A 19,184-nucleotide genomic window follows, 5' to 3' on the forward strand; every position below is an offset into this window, starting at 1 on the left:
TCTATCCCTATTTTTTATAAAACTATAAATACTTTGTATAATAAAAATAGTTATTATAATTATCAAGTGTAAATCTTCAGCAAAAAGTGGACATTTAAGGACTAAAAATTAAGATAGTGTTTCCTAAAAAAATGTAACTTTAAATTATGGGAACATCTAAGAAAAAACCGCAGAATCATTTGTAAAAGACATTCGCAATAATACACGTCGGATTTTCACTGCAGAACAAAAGATTTTAATGGTTATGGAAGCCTTACGAGCAGAGATTTCCATTGCTAAGTTGTGTAGAAAATACAGCATTAACCAATCTCAATTTTACAAGTGGAATAAAGAGTTTCTAGAAGCAGCTAAAAAGCGATTATCTGGCGATGTAACACGGTGAAGCTATCAGTGGTGAGGTAACGGAACTAAAGAAGGAAAATGCTCGATTAAAAGAGAGGTTTGTTGATTTGGTTTTACGCTACGACATTGTAAAAAAAAGTTTGGATATGTTAGATTAAAAGATCAATTCAAACGCTATATGAGATTAACTGCAAGTGAGAAATACGAGATAATTCGGCAAGTTACACGCAGTGAGTTAGGTGTAAAACGAACCTTGCAAGAGTATGGAATTGCTCGTAGTACGTTTTACAAATGGTATCAAAGTTATCTTGAAAATGGATTAGAAGGATTAAAGCCTAAACAGCGAATCTCTAACCGACAATGAAACAGTATTCCAGATTCTCAAAAAGATCTTGTGGTTGAATTAGCTTTAAAAATATCCTGAGTTATCCTCTAGAGAATTGGCTTTTAAAATCACTGATGAACAAGGAATTTATTTATCAGAATCTAGTGTTTATCGCATCTTAAAGCAACGCGGATTGATTGCTGCCCCAAATCACATCTTACTTGCTGCATCCAACGAGTTTAAAGACAAAACACAATTTGTACATCAAATGTGGTAAACTGATTTTACTTATTTCAAAATTATTGGATGGGGTTGGTATTATTTAAGCACGGTTCTAGATGATTACAGCAAGGTACATCATTCACTGGGAATTATGTAGTTCGATCAAGACTGAAGATGTAAAAAGAACGATTGATTTAGCTATTAAAAAGGCTCGAATAAAAACAAAAAAGAAGCCAAAATTACTATCGGATAATGGTCCTTGTTATGTTTTTAAAAGAACTAAAAACGTATTTAAAAGATCATCTAAAAATGAAGCAAGTATATGGTAAACCAATGCATCCACAGACTCAAGGTAAAATTGAACGCTATCACAGAACAATGAAAAACGTGGTTAAACTAAATCATTTTTATCATCCAGAAGAATTAATTCAAGCTTTAAATGAATTTGTTGAAAATTACAATAATAACAGATATCACGAAGCTTTAAACAACCTAACACCAGCTGATGTGTATTTTGGAAGATCCGATAAAATACTCAAACAAACAGCTATTATTAAGCAAACAACAATTGCCAAAAGAAGGCAATTGTATAATCAAGAAAAAATACTAATTTTATAAATCAAACACTGTCTTATTTTCTACAAGAAAGTGTCCAAATTAGTTTGAAGACATACATTTTAATATACAATGATCCAGCTAAAAAGGGGCAAATAAGCCTATATGAGAATGGTAAAAGATCTCTATCTCTTGATACTTTAGAAATCTTCATGAAAGCATTACGTTGTGATTTCGAAATAAAAAAGAAATAACACTTAAGTATTTATTATTATTTACATATCTTTGATTATAATTAAAGATAAAAACATTCGTACAATTACAGTACAAACAAATAAACACACTTATATAAGTGCTTGATTTTAAATAAAATATGAATGGCTTTGGAACAAGGTGAGAATCCTTGACAGACCCGCTGCTGTAAGCTTTTATATCAAAAACACGCAAATTATCCACTGTTTGATTAAAAAATGGGAAGGATGTGTTTTTGAGAAGCAAGTCAGAATACCGGCCATAAATAAATTCGTTTGATGTTTTCGGGTATAAAACAAAAAGCGCTCTACTTGCTACAAAAAAATGTAGATGGCTTGTTGCGTATATCTCCGAATTTCATTTGAATAGCACAGCCAAAAAAATGAAAACTACAAGTACAAAATTTCTCTACATTGTTATTGCGATATTTTATTTAAATATCACAATTGCACAAACAGCACAAGATTCTATTACTACTTTAAATGAGATAGTTATATCAAAAGATCCATTTAAGGATTTGATTCCCGTACAGACTTTAAAAGCCGAGGAGTTAGATAAATTAAATAGTCTAAATCTTGCCGATGCATTACGTTACTTCTCGGGGGCTCAAATCAAAGACTATGGAGGGATGGGAGGTTTAAAAACAATCGATGTTCGCAACATGGGTACACACCATGTAGGGGTTTTTTACAACGGTTTACAAGTTGGAAACGCTCAAAATGGTATAGTAGACTTAGGCAAATTTTCCTTGGACAATATTGAACAAGTTCAACTCTATAATGGTCAAAGAAGTGCTATTTTCCAATCTGCCAAAGAATATGCATCTGCTTCGGTGGTTTATCTACAAACAAAAAAACCTGTTTTTAAATCTGATAAAAAATTTAATTTAAGAGCTTCCTACAAGGCGGGAAGTATACAACTTGTAAATCCATCTATAGCTGCTGACTATAAAATTAACGAACATATAACCACCACCGTTAATGCCGAATACATCCATTCCAATGGGAGGTATAAATTTAGACAAAAAAGATTAAATGTAGATGGAAGCGTAGCTTATGATACAACAGGGACGCGCTTAAATAGTGCCATAACAGCATATCGTATTGAAAATGGCTGGTATGGAAACACACAGAATAATTCCTGGCAAGCCAATCTTTACTATTACCAATCTCAACGAGGCCTTCCAGGAGCAGTAATTAAAAAAAGTGATCATACCATTGCAACGGAGAACATAGATGAGAATCAAAAAGACCAAAATGTTATGGTCCAAGGACAATGGACTCATTTTGTAAATGATATGTATTCTTTTAAAATTAAAGGAAAATATGCTTACGATTTAACTAATTACAGATCTAGAAAAACAGTTGACTTTGAAGGAGATGAGGTTACTTATAATCCACAATTTGACAATACTTTTTACCAACAAGATTACTACCTTTCGGCTGCACATTTGATAAAGCTATCTCCTATTTGGGAATTCTCCGTAGCCACTGACGTGCAATACAATAAATTAAATGCAACACGAAAAGGTCAAGGAGGTTTATTTACCTATCCCGAAAGACTAACATTTTTAACATCCTTTGCGACTTCCTTAGATCTTGGCAAACTTAAAGCGCAAGCCAATGTACTGGGAACCTTCACACATGAAAAAGTAAAGTATAATTACAGAGCTCCTAATCGAAATATTTGGGCTCCTTCAATCTTCTTAAATTATACCCCTTTGCAAAGTCAAAAGTTAAATATCTACGCTTTTTATAAATATATATTTCGCTTACCTACTTTTAATGACCTTTATTATACGCAAATTGGTACTGCAGATTTAAAACCTGAATTCTCCAGACAAATTAACCTAGGGGTCTCCTATGAAAAAGATCTGAAAAATATGTTATTCAAAAACTTTCGTGTTTCTCTACAAAGTTATTATGCAGATATTACAGATAAAATTATTGCTACCCCGACCTCTAGCATGATGCGATGGATGATGACTAACTTGGGAAAAGTTGAAAGTTATGGCTTAGAAACTTCCTTTGAAACTACCTTGGAGTTAGCTAAAGATCTACAATTGGATTTACATCTAAACTACCAATATACAGTAGCTAAAGATAAGAGTATTACCTTGGCCGGAAAAACCTCTTCCTATGGAGATCAAATACCATATACCCCTTGGAATTCTGGCTCATTAACCGCTAGCTTAAACTATAAACAATATTTTATTAACTACAGCTTTATCTATGTTGGCGATCGTTATAACGCCAATAAAAATAATATTTCGAAAAACCTGGTACAACCTTGGTACACACATGATGTCTCTTTGCAAAGAAGCTTTACTTATCAAGGATATAATTTTAGAGTTTCTATAGAGGCTAATAACTTAGCTAATCAATATTATGAGGTAGTTTCTAATTTTCCAATGCCAGGTAGAAACTTTCGTTTTACAATAAAATTTGATCTATGAAAAAATTAATACTTGCACTTTTAGTAATACTAAGTGTTACTGTAAATTCCTGTCGTGAAGAACAGACCATTTTTCTTTCTGATTCTCAAGGAGTCACCCCTCCTGAAGAAACAGAACTCTATAGTGGATTTTATCTTTTAAATGAAGGTAATATGGGTATGAATAGAGCCTCAATAGATATGTTTGAATACCATAGTGGAAAATACACAACTGATATTTTCTCTGAACGAAATCCATCTATAACCAATGAATTGGGTGATGTTGGAAACGATATCCAAATATATGGTAGCAAGGCCTATGCAACGATCAATGTTTCGAATTTCATAGAGGTTTTCGATGTCCCAACAGGTAAACATATTGCTCAAATACACGTACCGAATTGTAGGTATTTAAGTTTTAATAACGGAAAAGCTTATGTAAGTTCTTATTCTGGTAAGGTAGAGATTAACCCTAACGCTGAAAAAGGTTTTGTAGCAGAGATAGATACGCTTTTTTTAACCATTACCAGAAGAGTAGAAGTTGGTTATCAACCCGAACAAATGGTTGTACACAAAAACAAATTATATGTAGCCAATTCAGGGGGGTATCGTGTACCTAATTATGATACTACTATATCGGTAATAGATTTAGATAGTTTCACTGAAATTAAAAAAATTGAAGTTGCACCTAACTTGCATCGAATGCAAATAGATAATAACGGTGATATTTATGTGAATTCAAGAGGCGATTATTATAATCTACAACCAAATTTACACGTGGTAGATACAAAAGAAGATAAATTAAAACAAACCTTGAATATTCCAGTTAGCAATATGGTTTACTTTGAGAACAAACTATACTATTATGCAACACCTTTTAACTATCAAACAGGCCAAGGCAAACCAACCTATGGAATATTAGATACCAATACAAAACAAGTTTTACAAACCAGTATTATCACAGATGGTAGTGAAAAAAATATTTTAATTCCATATGGACTAGCTATAAATCCCGAAAATAAAGATATCATTATCACTGATGCCCAAGACTATGTAGGAACTGGTTACGTGCTTTGTTATAACGCTCAAGGAAAATTAAAATGGCGTACCACAGCTGGAAATATACCTGCACATGTAGCTTTTATACCAATAAAAAAACGATAAAACTTTAAAAAATTATGAAATCAAATCTCATTACAAAAGCAATACTATTTTGCTTTTTTCTCCAATTTGCGATAACAACAAGCAGTTGTTCAAGCGATGACCAATCTACAGAGAATGCCTCATTAGATGCTTACTTCGAGCAATTAAAGAACTCTACTAATCCATTCGAACTCAAAAATTCCTATGAAGAACTAACTAATAACGCCATAGAACTTTCTCCAAAGGTTATCCAAAGTAATGCCTTCACATATCAATGGAAAGTAATCAAAAAAAATAACCAAGAACTAGACTCCATTATTGGCACTACAAAAGAAATCTCTCTAGTTGATAATAAGTCAAATACCTATGTAATACAAGGAACTTTATATTATAAATCAGAACTGAATAATCAACAAATAGATTCAATCAATCAACAAGTCAATTTAGAGTTTCAATATAGAAAACATATTACTAAAATATTTGATTTTCTACCAGCCTATGGTCAATTTACTAATAAACTACCACAATATGAGCCAGGAGATACCAAAGAAACCATGTTAAAAAAAGTTGCAGATGCTATAGCTACTGACAAACCAAGTATGATTTCACTTGGTGGATTTGGTGGGTATGTAGAATTTGGTTTTGATCATACAATTGAAAATGTCCCAGGAAAACCAGATTTCCAAATTCTAGGAAATGCGTTTTGGGGTAACAACGCACAGGGACAAAGAGGAGGTAGCTCCGAACCTGGAATCATCCTTGTTGGTGTTGATAAAAACGGTAATGGTAAACCAGATCCGGATGAATGGTATGAAATCGCTGGTAGCGAATACAATAATCCTAAAACGATTCATAACTATGAAATCACATTTTTTAAACCCAGTACCGAGCTAGATCAACAAGCCGGAGAGATAGAGCAATATGTTTTTTATAAAGATAATCAAGGTAACCAAGGTTATAAACCTAAAAATGTATTTCACAACCAAAGCTATTTTCCTCAATGGATACAAGAAGAATCGATAACCTTTAAAGGTACTAGATTACCTGATAATTCAATCGATGAGAGTGGAGATGGAACTTATTGGGTTCAATATGCCTACGAGTATGGTTATGCAGATAACGCTCCTAATAGCGATCAGGCAAGTAAAATTAATATAGATTGGGCGGTAGATAAAGATGGTAATCCAGCTAATTTAAAAGGCATTGACTTTATTCGCGTTTATACCGGAATAAACCAACAAGCCGGTTGGTTAGGTGAAGTATCTACCGAAGTAGCAGGTGCAATAGATTTACATCTTTAAAATAACAAATGAAAAGACAACTTTTACATTACGCTTTCTATGCGATACTGGGGGTAGGCACAATAATATTTAGTGCTTGCTCCTCAGATAACGCTACAGATCATATACAAAATCCACAAATACCTCAGGGACCTTTAAATATTTACTCAACCTACGATGTAACAAGAAGTACCCCTTTGAAAATCATACCAGATTTATCGAGCTTTAATAATCCTGAAATTACGTGGACACAAACAAAATACAACCAAAAAATTACAAATATTGACTTTGGAGCAAATCCAAATTTTGAATTTATAACCTTAGATCTAGGTATATATAGCTTCAAAGTAGAGGTTACAGACAAGCAACAAAGTACAATCCAAGAATTCGAAATCCACGTAAAGAAAGAACCAATTGCTTTTAAATCTCACTTAACAAAAGTATATGACTTCCAGCCAGCATATGGTCAGTTTGTAAATAAATACCCTAAATACCAAAAAGGCGATACAAAGCAAACTATGATTCAAAAAGCTCAAGATTTATTAGCCAAAGACAAGCCTGAGCTTGTTTCCTTAGGAGGGTTTGGTGGTTATATCGAATTTGCATTTGATCATAGTATTATTAATCTACCCGGAGTAGCCGACTTTAGAGTTTTAGGAAATGCCTTCCAAGTTTCTGATGGACAAATAATCACTAGTGCTAGTTCAGAACCTGGTATTATAATGGTTGGTGTTGACTTTAACAAAAATGGTAAACCGGACCCGGATGAGTGGTTTGAGATTATGGGTAGTGAACATAATAATCCTAAAACAATAAAAAACTACTCTATAACATATTTTAAACCCGATCCAGATTTAGATGCAGCCAAAGGTCAAGTAGATAAGTATATTAGATGGCAGGATAATCAAAACAATCAGGGATATAAGTCCAAAAACGCCTCCCACTCTCAAAGTTATTTCCCTTTATGGATTGAAGCGCAATCCATTACCTTTAAGGGCACTTTATTACCTAATAATGTCAAAAACAATGGTAATTGGGCTTTTGACGCCTTTGAATACGGATATGCAGATAACCATCCTAATTCAGATAATCGCAGTGCTATTGACATTGACTGGGCTGTGGATAAAGATGGAAATAAAGTCCATTTAAAATACATAGACTTTATTCGTGTTTATAGTGCTTTAAATCAACAGGCCGGAATTCTTGGCGAGACCTCTACCGAGGTTGCAGGAGCAATAGACTTACACTTGGAACAAAAAATAATTTCAACGAAATAAAAAAACAAAAATGATTCTTACTAAAAATTCGTTACATAGCTTTATTGTATTGCTATTAACAACCATTTTTTTGGCTAGCTGCTCTAGTGACGATAACTCAATTTCAGATACTACACAATCACAAAAAATAAATTTAGACCTCTCCCCCTTTAAGCTAACTCTACCGGTGGAGCAAGGCTTTATATGGGAAAATACCCTAACACCATCGACCTCTTCAAATGAAAAAGTTTTCCTAGATTCCAAGAATTTCCAAATAAGTCACTTTGTAACCGTAAGTGAATATGGAAACTATTGGAGAGGTTTTACTGTTTCCAATAGTCAAGATAAATCCGACCATAAATCAGAATTCTATGATGGAAAAATGTATGGAACCATGGCCAAATCAGATACAAGCTTTCTAGTGGCTAATGCCCAAGAAAAACCAGAAAAAATTCAAAAAGGAACATACATTGACTTAGATCAGACATATGCTTACATAGAACTAAAACAAGATCGACCAACTGCTGCCCAATGGATTGAAGTTGCAAATTCACCTTATGCTTATTACTCCATGGTAAATGGAGATGCATTTGCAAAAAAATTTGAAAAAGGAGATTACTTCAAAATAGTAATCTATGGTTTAGACCAAGATAAAAAAGTGATTAACTCCCAAGGTGTTGAGTATTATTTGGCTGATTTTTTTTCCGACAAACTACAAATCAATGACCAATGGACAAAAGTAGATCTAAAACAATTAGGTCAAATCAAATACCTGGTATTTTATCTTGAGTCAAGTGATGTAGGACAGTTTGGAATGAATACACCTGCTTACTTTACATTGAGAGATTTAGAAATTGAAGTTGTAAATAAATAGATCACCTACAAAATAAGAAAACTCATTTTAATGTTATTAAAATGAGTTTTCTTATTTTATTTTGATAGACCTTATTAAATCTTGCCACCTATTAGATTTCAATAATTGGATTATCTACTTAGAAAGACTAAATATATGTCTAAGTTTATTTTGAAAAATAACCATCACTCCTTGCTTTAACTTATTCTAATATTTAGTATATAAAACACCACAAGTTTTATAAATAAGCCTACCTATCTGCTGTTTTTCAAATTACTACTTTAAAACCTATCACTTACTTAGTGTAATTTAAACCATTTTAATTCAAACATTAGCTTTGATTAGAAATTTTTTAAAAAAAAGTGACTAGAAAATTAGTTGTTAAGTTAAACCAATCCCTATTAACTTATTTACATGACAAAAGCCCCCTTGAACAAAACACTGTCACTTTACAAATATCTTAGTAACTATTTACCAACAAGCCTTAACTAATCTGCGAAACTTTACAATATAAAAATAGCTTTCCAATTTTTACCTAACCAAAGAGAACCTTCTACCGACTCAGCCATTTTTGAATTTATAAACAAGATACATTCCTGGGTATCAAAACCTTGAAATGCCTGAGGATCTACCTCCAAAATATCAGCGTCAAATCGCAATTGAGTCAAATTATCACATTGTGAAAAACTCGAACTACCAATTGTATTTACAGAAGGAAAATGTGCTCTTTTTAAACTTGTACAGCCTTCAAAAGCATTTCTTCCAATGCTAGTGGCTACGGGAAACGACCCTTCTCCTAACTCTGTAATTCCATCGCTAAAGGCCATCATTTTCTCAGGAATAATTTCAAGCCCTAATTCAACAACTTGTAAGTTAGTTGCTCCTTGTAAAACAGAACCAATATTCTTTACCGTAGGGAGTTGAATGCTAGAAATATCAGCGCTAGCTAAAGCAAAATCTTCCAAGGTAACAAGACTAGGAAAATTTTTCGAGCTAAAAGATTTTAATCCAATATTATACAGTGAAAAACTCTCTAGGGTATTTACCATAGGCAATTCAATATCTACTAATGCTTGACAATCCATAAAAGCGAAACGTTCTACCACTAAACACATTGGAGCACTGATACCTGTTAACCATCTATAAGCATTACTAAAGGTTTTTGCAAAAGAATAAGGTGCAATACTTTGCACTTGCGAAAGTTCTAAATGACTTAGATTAGGAAATCTACCACCTTGCCCGCCCAAATCACCTATTTCCATATAATCCGATTCTGATAACTCTCCACCTATAGCAAGGCTTTGAAGCTCTGGTTCAGCAAGCGGATATTTTTCTATATAGTCCCTTAGAGCTTGCATGTTTTCAAATTCCATAAAACTACTTGGCCCCGAGGTAATAAAGCTCATTACTTCACTTTGACTACTACCCAGTACGTTGGTAGCGAAAGCTTGAATATAATAAAGAGTATTGTAATTCAAATCACCTATACTTACCTTCCCATCACTAGCACTTATTAATTTCTGATTTTTTAAATCTTGCAGGTTAGTTGCGTAGCGAACCCCATGGGATAAAAGCTCTAATCCTGTTACATTATAAGTCACTAAAGCGGAATCTCTAGTTACAGTAGTGATTTCAACTAATTCTACCACTGGAGTTTCAATAGCAATGGGTTTATCACTTGAACAACTAGAAATAATTCCAGTGATTGATAAAAGCACTAAAAAGTTAAAATAGAATAAGAATCTCTTCATTGTTGAGGTATTTTAAAAAATATGCATCTAATTTTACTGCTCTACTCTTAGCAAATAGTATGCCTAATAGTCATGACTATGTTAGCAAACAAATACTAGATAAATTAACTTACTTTCTTGCTATACCTTTTTTGAATCTTCTTGTAAAAAGTCGTATAATCTCCAAATAAAATAAGCCTATGGTTAAGGTGTTAAAGGTATGATAAAATAGCCTATTGTACAATTTAGCTAATTAAAAAAAGCCCGAAAACCTCTATAAAGAAGTATTCGGACTTTATTATTTACAAACAAAGAAGCTAGGTTTTAAAAAAAAACATATCCTTGTCTTATATAAATTTCTTAGAAATCATAAGTAAAAAAGATTCCAGCAGGAAAATCAGTAAGATCCTTATAATTTTCAACTAAAATAGGGTTTTTAGAGAAATTAAAAACGCTAAGACTATTAATTAAGTAATCCCAACCATATCCTTTAATTGTATTGAAATATACCTGACCAGTAATAGGGTGAACAGCTAGGTTATTATATACAATATTAGCATCTTCAACATAGTCCTTTACATTGGCTACCAGTTCTGTTTGTTGTAAAGAGAAAACATGTCTATAAATAGTAGTACTTGCATTACTAAAATAAATTGTATCCCCTTTTGCGCTAATACCAGGAGTAGCCCCCCAACCTGCACCAACTTTACCTTGTGTAATTTCATTTTCTTGAATAACAGAATAATCCGTTGCACTTATTTTGGTAATTTTATTAGGACTCCCTGTTGTAGAAACATATAAATTTCCATCTGATGTTTTAATAACCCCGGATACTGCACCTGGCATATCAATCACATGTGAAACCTCTAGATTATCACCTTGTATTACTAAAACAGATTTATTTCCAGGAACAAACACTTTGTTATTTACAACAGCCATACGATTCTTTAAAGCACCTCTTGTATTTGGTATTAACTCAAGCTCTTTTGTACGGATATTAAAACGATGAACTCCATTATTATCGCGAATAAATACATAATCTTTTAAAACCGCTACATGACTTGGCCAACTTAAAGAAGATAATTCTCCATTGAATGACATTTCCTTTTTTAAAGTCTCGGCATTTGCTACAACCAAAGTACCATCATTAGATCCGTTTTGAGAAATAATAAATATTCTTCCTTCGCTTATAAATAAGTCCTGGCTAACATTTCCTAAAAACGAACCGTTTGCTTTATAATAAGCACTATCGGTAGCAACCCCTTGAGGAGAAATAAATAACAAAGAACCACTACCTGTGGTCATATTTCCCTCATTTAAAACAAAAGTACCATATTTATACTTTCCATACACATCAATGGTTATACTACTACTTGCTTGCCCGTCAGAATTTGAAGAAAAAAGCTCAATTTCATGAGATCCGATTTGATCAGAAACGAATTTAAAAATTAAATCATCGGTACCCTTAAACTTTTCACCATCTAAAGACCAAATAACAGAACTCTCCCTTGTGCTTTTAATATTTGCCTTTAAAAAAATTGTATCTCCTTGAGCCGTGGAAGTAGATTCGGACAAGTTTTCAATGGATACTCGGGGTATACTTAATTCACGTGTTACATCATCACTAGAACAACTAGTTAGATATAACAAAGACGAGATTAATAGAAATGTAATTTTTTTCATTTTTTATGATTTATATATTAGTGAATAGGTTATAATAATGAATACCTTAATGCATCGTAATCCCTTTGTATTTTACAGATTTTCATAAAACTTTTGAGCCTAAAACCACATCTATAGTTTGATTATGAAAATACCGTGGACTAACAATAAAAAAAGGAAATAATAACCAAAGAAGCATCTCTTTAAAAAAGATCACACTAATTTTAAAAACAGCAAACACCTTCAAACGATAAACAATAATCAATAGAAGCTTCAATAAAATTATCTGCATTTAAACAAGTTGGTTAATTATTTGATAGCTTAAAAAAGGTAGTATGATGTTTTTTCAAAAAACAAAAGTTAAACCAATCACTTACATTGTTTATAAAGTGAAAAATAACGGAATCTTTTGCGTTTCTATCTTCGTACCCCGAAAGCCTTAAAACTAAAGAATTTGGCAGGTCTTCTGACTTACTCCATCTTTGAACTACCTTCCCATTTTAATAAAAAACAGTGGATATAAGTTATGTTCAAGGACTTTTACTAGAGCTTACAGCAGCGGGTCTGTTCAGGATTCACACCTGATTCTCTTTTCATCGCTTTTATATGTTATATAATAGCAACACCAAAATCTAGTGCAAACATAACATAAATTTTGCATTCGAAAAATATTGCTTATTAATATATTTTTTGCTTTACCTCAAAGCCCTAAATCAGTTGATAAAAATAAAGGTAATTTCAAGGAAAAAACTTAAAACAACTACATACCAAAAAAAGATAAGTCCTAATTTGTACATTAAATAACACCAAAAAAAAAGCTATTCCATTAAAATTAATGAAATAGCTTTCCATGTGCTCTTTAGCGGTCTGGACGGGACTCGAACCCGCGACCCCATGCGTGACAGGCATGTATTCTAACCAACTGAACTACCAAACCAAATAAAATAAAAGCTCTCCCGCACTAGGAAAGCTTTTCATTGGTTTAACTACTAAACCTTAGTGCTTTTAGGCACTTAACAACACAACTAGTTTTTATATCATACCTAGTAAAGAGTATGATTGCTAAACCCCTTAGATTCAGCTCTGGCGGTCTGGACGGGACTCGAACCCGCGACCCCATGCGTGACAGGCATGTATTCTAACCAACTGAACTACCAAACCAGATTTATATGTCTTTTTGTGCTTTAAAAAAGCTCTCCTGCATTAGGAAAGCTTTTCATTGGTCTAACTACTAAACCTTAGTGCTTTTAAGCACTTAACAACACAACTAATTTTTAACCCTAGCTTTTATACAGGGCAAAAAAAACCTCCCAACTCTTGAGAGGTATTTTTACTGGCGGTCTGGACGGGACTCGAACCCGCGACCCCATGCGTGACAGGCATGTATTCTAACCAACTGAACTACCAAACCAGATTGTATGTCTTTGTGTTTTAAAAAAGCTCTCCTGCACTAGGAAAGCTTTTCATTGGTCTAACTACTAAACCTTAGTGCTTTTAGGCACTTAACAACACAACTAATTTTTAGAACCTCGTAAAAATAGCGACATTTTTACAGGGCAAAAAAAGCCCCCCAACTTGTGAGAGGCTTCTTTTATACTGGCGGTCTGGACGGGACTCGAACCCGCGACCCCATGCGTGACAGGCATGTATTCTAACCAACTGAACTACCAAACCAGTATTAACCAAAAAAATCATTACTCTTGACAAAGATAACTCTTTTTTTAAAAAATCAAAGTTTTAAAACTTCTTTCTTTCTTAAGAGTAGATTGTATAAGCATCTCCAATTTTTCAGAGATGCTTAACTCTCTTTTGCGGTCTGGACGGGACTCGAACCCGCGACCCCATGCGTGACAGGCATGTATTCTAACCAACTGAACTACCAAACCTTCGTCGTTATTGCTGTAATGCGGTGCAAATATACAACCATTTTAATCACTTGCAAATCCTAGGGCGAAAAAAAATACTATTTTTTTAAAGTTTTTTTTAACCTGCCTGAAAATCAATAATCTATAAAATGATAAAATTTAAATATTTTTACCCACACCTTATCTACTCTAGCTTCTACTACATCTTAAACGAAAAAAATCTTCGTTTACCGAAGATTTTTTCACGTAAGATTTCTCTTATATTTTTATTACAGATATCCCTATGATATTATAATAAAGCATCAATAGCATCTGCATAAGTTTGCTTTGGAGCAACTCCAACTTGACGCCCAACTACTTCTCCATTTTGGAAAATTAACACTGTAGGAATATTACGAATACCGAATTTAGCAGCAAATTCTTGATTTGCATCAACATCTACTTTACCAACTACTGCTTTTCCTTGATATTCTGTACTTAATTCTTCAATTACTGGACCTAACATTTTACATGGTCCACACCATACTGCCCAGAAGTCAACCACTACGGGCTTCTCTGATTTTAATACTACTTCCTCAAAAGTAGCATCTGTTATTTCTAATGCCATCTTTAATAAGTTTTTTTGTTATACTGACAAATCTAGTAAATAATTTAAACTTTCCTGTTTACTTTAAAACAATTTTATCTATACAACTATCAATAACACTAATTTACTTTAAAGTCAACTTGCAATAACTCTAACTCTTCTAATAGTTCTGAACTAATATCAATTCTTGCCGATCTACTGGAAAACTCAACTTTGTTTATTACACGAAACTCTTCCCTGTTTAAAGGCTCTAAAGGCATTACAAACTCAGGTGACTCAAACCCATTATCCTGTATTGGATCTTCTGAGTCAAATTCTAAATAATTTGGCATTTCGCTCTTTGAAATCGCCGCCTTTATCTTCTCTAATTCCACTACCTCGAATAAGACGTTTTTATCCCCATGATGTCTATCAAAAACTAGTCTTAACTCGTTAATTAAATCCCCTTTTATTTCATGAATATTCATTCTAATTGAAAGATTTTTTGCAAGACTTGGTATTACCTCATGAAGTAAACGCATTTCTAAAAATTGTAAACGAGGTTCAGATCTCTCTCCGGTATCTTTCCTTATCCACCCCTCTTTAACCTGTGCCTTAACAAAGACAAAGGTATTTTGTAATAAAAAATGCCTAAACTTTAAAAAATCTTCATTAAACAGCCTAAACTCAAAACCCTCATCATAACCCTCTAAAGTAAACGCTGCCCAATCTTTACCCTTGGCGGATGTACGAAATTGAACATCGCTTATCATGCCTGCAAAGCTAACCACACGTCCAGTGAATGGTATTAAATTACCCATTTGCTCAACAGAAGCATTGCAAAAATATTTTATTTCATGCCTAAAGTCATCTAAAGGATGTCCAGATATATAAATTCCCACTACCTCTTTTTCTTTTGCTAGCTTTTCCATAGTAGTCCATTCTGGGCAAATTGGAAAAACAGGTTCTGGAATTGCAACCTCTTCACTGCTTCCAAATAAACTAAATTGAGAAGAATTATCATTCTCTTGACTCTTGGATCCAAAACGGATAGCTTTTTCAAAAAAAGCAGGACTATCTGGTGTATCACTGTAAAAATATTGTGCCCTATGAGTACCTAAAAAACAATCAAACCCTCCTGCTAAAGCCAAATTTTCAAAAGCCTTTTTATTAGCTGCTCTTAAATCTACTCGCTTAGCTAAATCAAAAATAGATGTATATTTCCCATCCTTTCGATTCTCCACGATCGTATTTACAGCGCCTTGCCCAACTCCCTTAATAGCACCCATTCCAAAGCGAATGGCATAATCCTCGTTTACCGTAAACTTATAATATGACTCATTAACATCGGGACCCAAAACATGTAATCCCATTCGCTTACACTCCTCCATAAAAAAGGTGACTTGTTTAATATCATTCATATTATTAGACAACACCGCAGCCATGTATTCCGCCGGATAATGCGCCTTTAAATAAGCAGTCTGATAAGCAATCCACGCATAACAAGTCGAGTGTGATTTATTAAATGCATAAGATGCGAAAGCTTCCCAATCCTTCCAAATTTTTTCTAAAATAATTTCATCATGACCTTTTGCACTGGCTTGAGCTAAGAACTTAGGCTTCATTTTATCCAAAACATCCTTTTGCTTTTTTCCCATAGCCTTACGCAAAACATCCGCTTCCCCTTTTGTAAAGTCTGCCAATTTTTGTGATAAAAGCATCACTTGCTCCTGGTAGACAGTAATACCATAGGTTTCTTGTAAATATTCCGCACATGCATCTAGATCATAGACAATAGGTTCTGTTCCGTTTTTTCTATTAATAAAAGAAGGAATATATTCAATGGGGCCTGGTCTATATAAAGCATTCATTGCAATTAAATCCCCAAAAACCGTAGGTTTTAAATCTCGCATGTGTTTTTGCATGCCGGGAGATTCATATTGAAACACCCCTACTGTTTCTCCTCTTTGAAACAGCTCATATGTTTTTTTATCGTCAATTGGAATCTGATCTGGGTCAATTTCAATTCCACTTCTAAACTTAACAAGCTTAACTGTATCTTTAATTAAGGTTAAAGTCTTCAGACCCAAGAAATCCATTTTCAATAAACCAGCACTCTCGGCAACTGAGTTATCAAACTGAGTTACGTATAAATCAGAGTCTTTTGCAAGAGTTACAGGAACAAACTTAGTAATATCATCAGGGGTAATGATTACCCCACAAGCATGTATTCCTGTGTTACGCATGGAACCTTCTAAAATTTTTGCTTGCTGAATGGTTTCACTAGCCAAAGTATCATCTTTAGCCAAGGCTATTAATTCCTTTATCTTATCAAAATCTTCCTGTCTTAAAACTGCTTTTATTGCCTGTTCATCCTCACTTAAGAATCTATTTAAATTCCATTTTGAAGGCATCATTGCCGGGATTAATTTAGCAATCCGATCTGCTTCAAACAAAGGTAAATCTAAAACCCTAGCAGTATCTCTAATTGCAGATTTCGTAGCCATTTTACCATAAGTGATAATTTGAGCCACTTGATTGGCTCCGTACTTATCTATTACATAATCCATAACCTTACTTCTTCCCTCATCATCAAAATCAATATCAATATCAGGCATAGAAACACGATCTGGATTTAAGAAACGCTCAAAAAGCAAATCGTATTCAATAGGATCTAAATTGGTAATTCCCAAACAATATGCAACAGCTGAACCCGCAGCAGAACCACGACCTGGACCTACTGAAACTCCCATTTCTCGAGCTGCGGCAATAAAATCTTGAACAATTAAAAAGTATCCGGGATAACCTGTGCGTTCAATAGTTTCCAACTCAAAATCCAAACGCTCGGTTATTTCTGCCGTAATTTGTTTATATCGTTTTTTTGCTCCCTGGTAAGTTAAATGTCGTAAAAAATTATTCTCTCCTTTTTTCCCGGTTCCATCCCCTAGCAAATCACTAGGGTCTTGAAATTCCGCAGGAATATCAAACTTAGGTAAAAGCACATCTCGATGTAATACAAAAGGTTCCACCTTATCTACAACTTCTTGGATATTATATATTGCATCAGGCACATCTTGAAAAAGAGCTTTCATCTCAGATTCAGATTTATAATAATATTCTTGGTTAGGTAATCCATATCTATACCCCCTACCTCTTCCAATTGGTGTGGATTGCTTCTCCCCGTCCTTTACGCAAAGTAAAATATCATGTGCATTTGCATCTTTTTTATCTAAATAGTATGCATTATTGGTAGCTACTAATTTCACATCATGTTTACGAGCCATAGGAATCAGTACTTGATTAACACGATTCTCATCCTCTTGATTGTGACGCATCACTTCAACATAAAAATCTGTCCCAAATTCATTTTTCCACCACAAAAGAGCTTCCTCGGCTTGACGTTCTCCAATGTTTAAAATCTTACTAGATACCTCTCCATACAAACTCCCACTTAAAACCATAATGTCTTGCTTGTACTGAGAGATAATATTCTTGTCTATCCTAGGTACATAGTAAAAACCATCTGTATAAGCTATAGAGGCCATTTTGGCCAAATTATGATAACCATTTTTATTTTTTGCAAGAAGAACTATTTGATAACCATTATCTTTTTTCTTCTTATCTGTATGATCCTCACAAACAAAGAACTCACAACCAACAATTGGTTTTAATTCCTCTAAAGGTTTATCACCTTGTTGGATTTTTTGTTGGTTTATAGCCGTTAAAGATTTGTTGTAATCACTCACGGCTTTTACAAATAAAAAAGCTCCCATCATATTACCATGATCTGTCATAGCTACGGCAGGAAGCTGAAGTTCAGCTGTTTTTTGCACCAACTTTCCAATAGCAATTGTACTTTGCAATATGGAAAATTGAGTATGAGTATGCAAATGAGTAAATTTAGACTTCTCAAAAAGCTCCCTATCTTGCTGGGTTATAATGGTTTGAACCGGACTTTGTTGCTTAGCTAATCTGGCTCGAATTTGATCTGAGGCTTTCTTTAAATTAATATGTCTTAATCCAATTAACTCAAACGGCTTTGGGTTATAAACCTTAAATTCATGTAAATAATTAGCATTACTTTGGAGCTGTTCACTGGTATACACACCTTTTCGTAGTAACTCAAAAAAACATCTTGCCGTAGCCTCCACGTCTGCCGTGGCATTATGAGCCTCGCCAAAAGCAACCCCAAACAAATAGGAATGCAATTCCGTTAAAGTCGGAAGCTTATATCTACCACCGCGTCCACCAGGGAGCTGTAGCAATTCAGCCGTTACCTCTGTACAAGTATCCAATACCGAGATACTCTGCATCACCGTACTTATACCAAAGCGATAAAACTCACAACCCATGATATTAATGTCAAAACCTAAATTTTGCCCTACAATAAATTTAGCTTTACCTAAAGCCTCATTAAATTTTTGTAATACAATTTTTAAGTCTTCACCTTGTTCTTGGGCTAACTCCGTTGAAATTCCATGAATACGCTCAGAATCGTAAGGGATATCAAATCCCTCAGGTCTAATTAAATAATCTTGATGTTCTATTACATTACCCATTGCATCATGCAATTGCCATGCTATTTGGACACATCGTGGCCAATTATCTGTATCACTAATGGGTGCTGACCAGCTTTTAGGAAGACCTGTGGTTTCCGTATCAAAAATTAAATACATACCTGATTTTTAGATGTTTAAGTCG

General features: G+C 33.8%; 10 protein-coding genes, 5 tRNA genes, 1 pseudogene and 2 riboswitches. Of the genes and pseudogenes, 7 read left to right on the forward strand and 9 right to left on the reverse strand.

The genetic code is table 11. From position 1 onward, the window contains the following. The first annotated feature begins 190 nt into the window (after positions 1-190). From ACYSNV_RS01360 to ACYSNV_RS01390, 7 genes and pseudogenes are all read left to right on the forward strand, one after another. A pseudogene (locus ACYSNV_RS01360) lies at positions 191-1,507 on the forward strand (IS3 family transposase). Positions 1,508-1,551: 44 nt separating this feature from the next. Further along, positions 1,552-1,698, forward strand: a complete 147-nt coding sequence (locus tag ACYSNV_RS01365) for a helix-turn-helix domain-containing protein (RefSeq protein WP_461760767.1) — start codon at positions 1,552-1,554, stop codon at positions 1,696-1,698. A 107-nt stretch (positions 1,699-1,805) separates the two neighbouring features. Beyond that, positions 1,806-1,974: riboswitch (cobalamin riboswitch) on the forward strand. A gap of 104 nt (positions 1,975-2,078) precedes the next feature. Next, positions 2,079-4,151 (forward strand): TonB-dependent receptor, encoded by a 2,073-nt coding sequence (locus tag ACYSNV_RS01370; protein WP_461760768.1) that lies wholly within the window; start codon positions 2,079-2,081, stop codon positions 4,149-4,151. Next, a complete protein-coding gene (locus tag ACYSNV_RS01375) occupies positions 4,148-5,293 on the forward strand; it encodes a YncE family protein (protein ID WP_461760769.1) in 1,146 nt (381 codons plus the stop codon). The genes ACYSNV_RS01370 and ACYSNV_RS01375 overlap by 4 nt, the downstream gene beginning before the upstream one ends. 14 nt (positions 5,294-5,307) lie before the next feature. Further along, on the forward strand, positions 5,308-6,573 hold the full coding sequence (locus tag ACYSNV_RS01380; RefSeq protein ID WP_461760770.1) for a cell surface protein: 1,266 nt from the start codon (positions 5,308-5,310) through the stop codon (positions 6,571-6,573). A gap of 8 nt (positions 6,574-6,581) precedes the next feature. Next, the gene (locus ACYSNV_RS01385; protein WP_461760771.1) at positions 6,582-7,829 is read left to right on the forward strand and encodes a cell surface protein; all 1,248 of its coding nucleotides are present in this window, start codon (positions 6,582-6,584) and stop codon (positions 7,827-7,829) included. 10 nt (positions 7,830-7,839) lie between these two features. Further along, positions 7,840-8,682: a DUF4465 domain-containing protein gene (locus ACYSNV_RS01390; RefSeq protein ID WP_461760772.1), complete on the forward strand. Its 843-nt coding sequence runs from the start codon at positions 7,840-7,842 to the stop codon at positions 8,680-8,682. Between the two features lie 482 nt (positions 8,683-9,164). On the opposite strand, the gene ACYSNV_RS01395 is transcribed toward ACYSNV_RS01390, so the two are convergent. The 9 genes from ACYSNV_RS01395 to dnaE form a co-directional block, all read right to left on the reverse strand. Beyond that, positions 9,165-10,412: a leucine-rich repeat protein gene (locus ACYSNV_RS01395; protein ID WP_461760773.1), complete on the reverse strand. Its 1,248-nt coding sequence runs from the start codon at positions 10,410-10,412 to the stop codon at positions 9,165-9,167. Between the two features lie 339 nt (positions 10,413-10,751). After that, a complete protein-coding gene (locus tag ACYSNV_RS01400; RefSeq protein ID WP_461760774.1) occupies positions 10,752-12,074 on the reverse strand; it encodes a DUF5074 domain-containing protein in 1,323 nt (440 codons plus the stop codon). Between the two features lie 418 nt (positions 12,075-12,492). Then, positions 12,493-12,698, reverse strand: a riboswitch (cobalamin riboswitch). 218 nt (positions 12,699-12,916) lie between these two features. Continuing rightward, positions 12,917-12,990: transfer RNA gene (locus tag ACYSNV_RS01405), tRNA-Asp, on the reverse strand. Positions 12,991-13,137: 147 nt separating this feature from the next. Further along, a tRNA-Asp gene (locus ACYSNV_RS01410) sits at positions 13,138-13,214 on the reverse strand. Positions 13,215-13,387: 173 nt separating this feature from the next. Then, a tRNA-Asp gene (locus ACYSNV_RS01415) sits at positions 13,388-13,464 on the reverse strand. A 186-nt stretch (positions 13,465-13,650) separates the two neighbouring features. After that, positions 13,651-13,727, reverse strand: a tRNA-Asp gene (locus ACYSNV_RS01420). Positions 13,728-13,865: 138 nt separating this feature from the next. Then, a tRNA-Asp gene (locus tag ACYSNV_RS01425) sits at positions 13,866-13,939 on the reverse strand. Between the two features lie 268 nt (positions 13,940-14,207). Beyond that, complete coding sequence (trxA, locus tag ACYSNV_RS01430; RefSeq protein WP_461760775.1) at positions 14,208-14,525, reverse strand: thioredoxin; 318 nt, start codon at positions 14,523-14,525, stop codon at positions 14,208-14,210. A gap of 98 nt (positions 14,526-14,623) precedes the next feature. Then, positions 14,624-19,159, reverse strand: coding sequence for a DNA polymerase III subunit alpha (gene dnaE, locus ACYSNV_RS01435; protein WP_461760776.1), 4,536 nt, complete (start codon positions 19,157-19,159; stop codon positions 14,624-14,626). Positions 19,160-19,184: the final 25 nt, after the last annotated feature.

Source organism: Myroides sp. LJL119, from assembly GCF_054871605.1.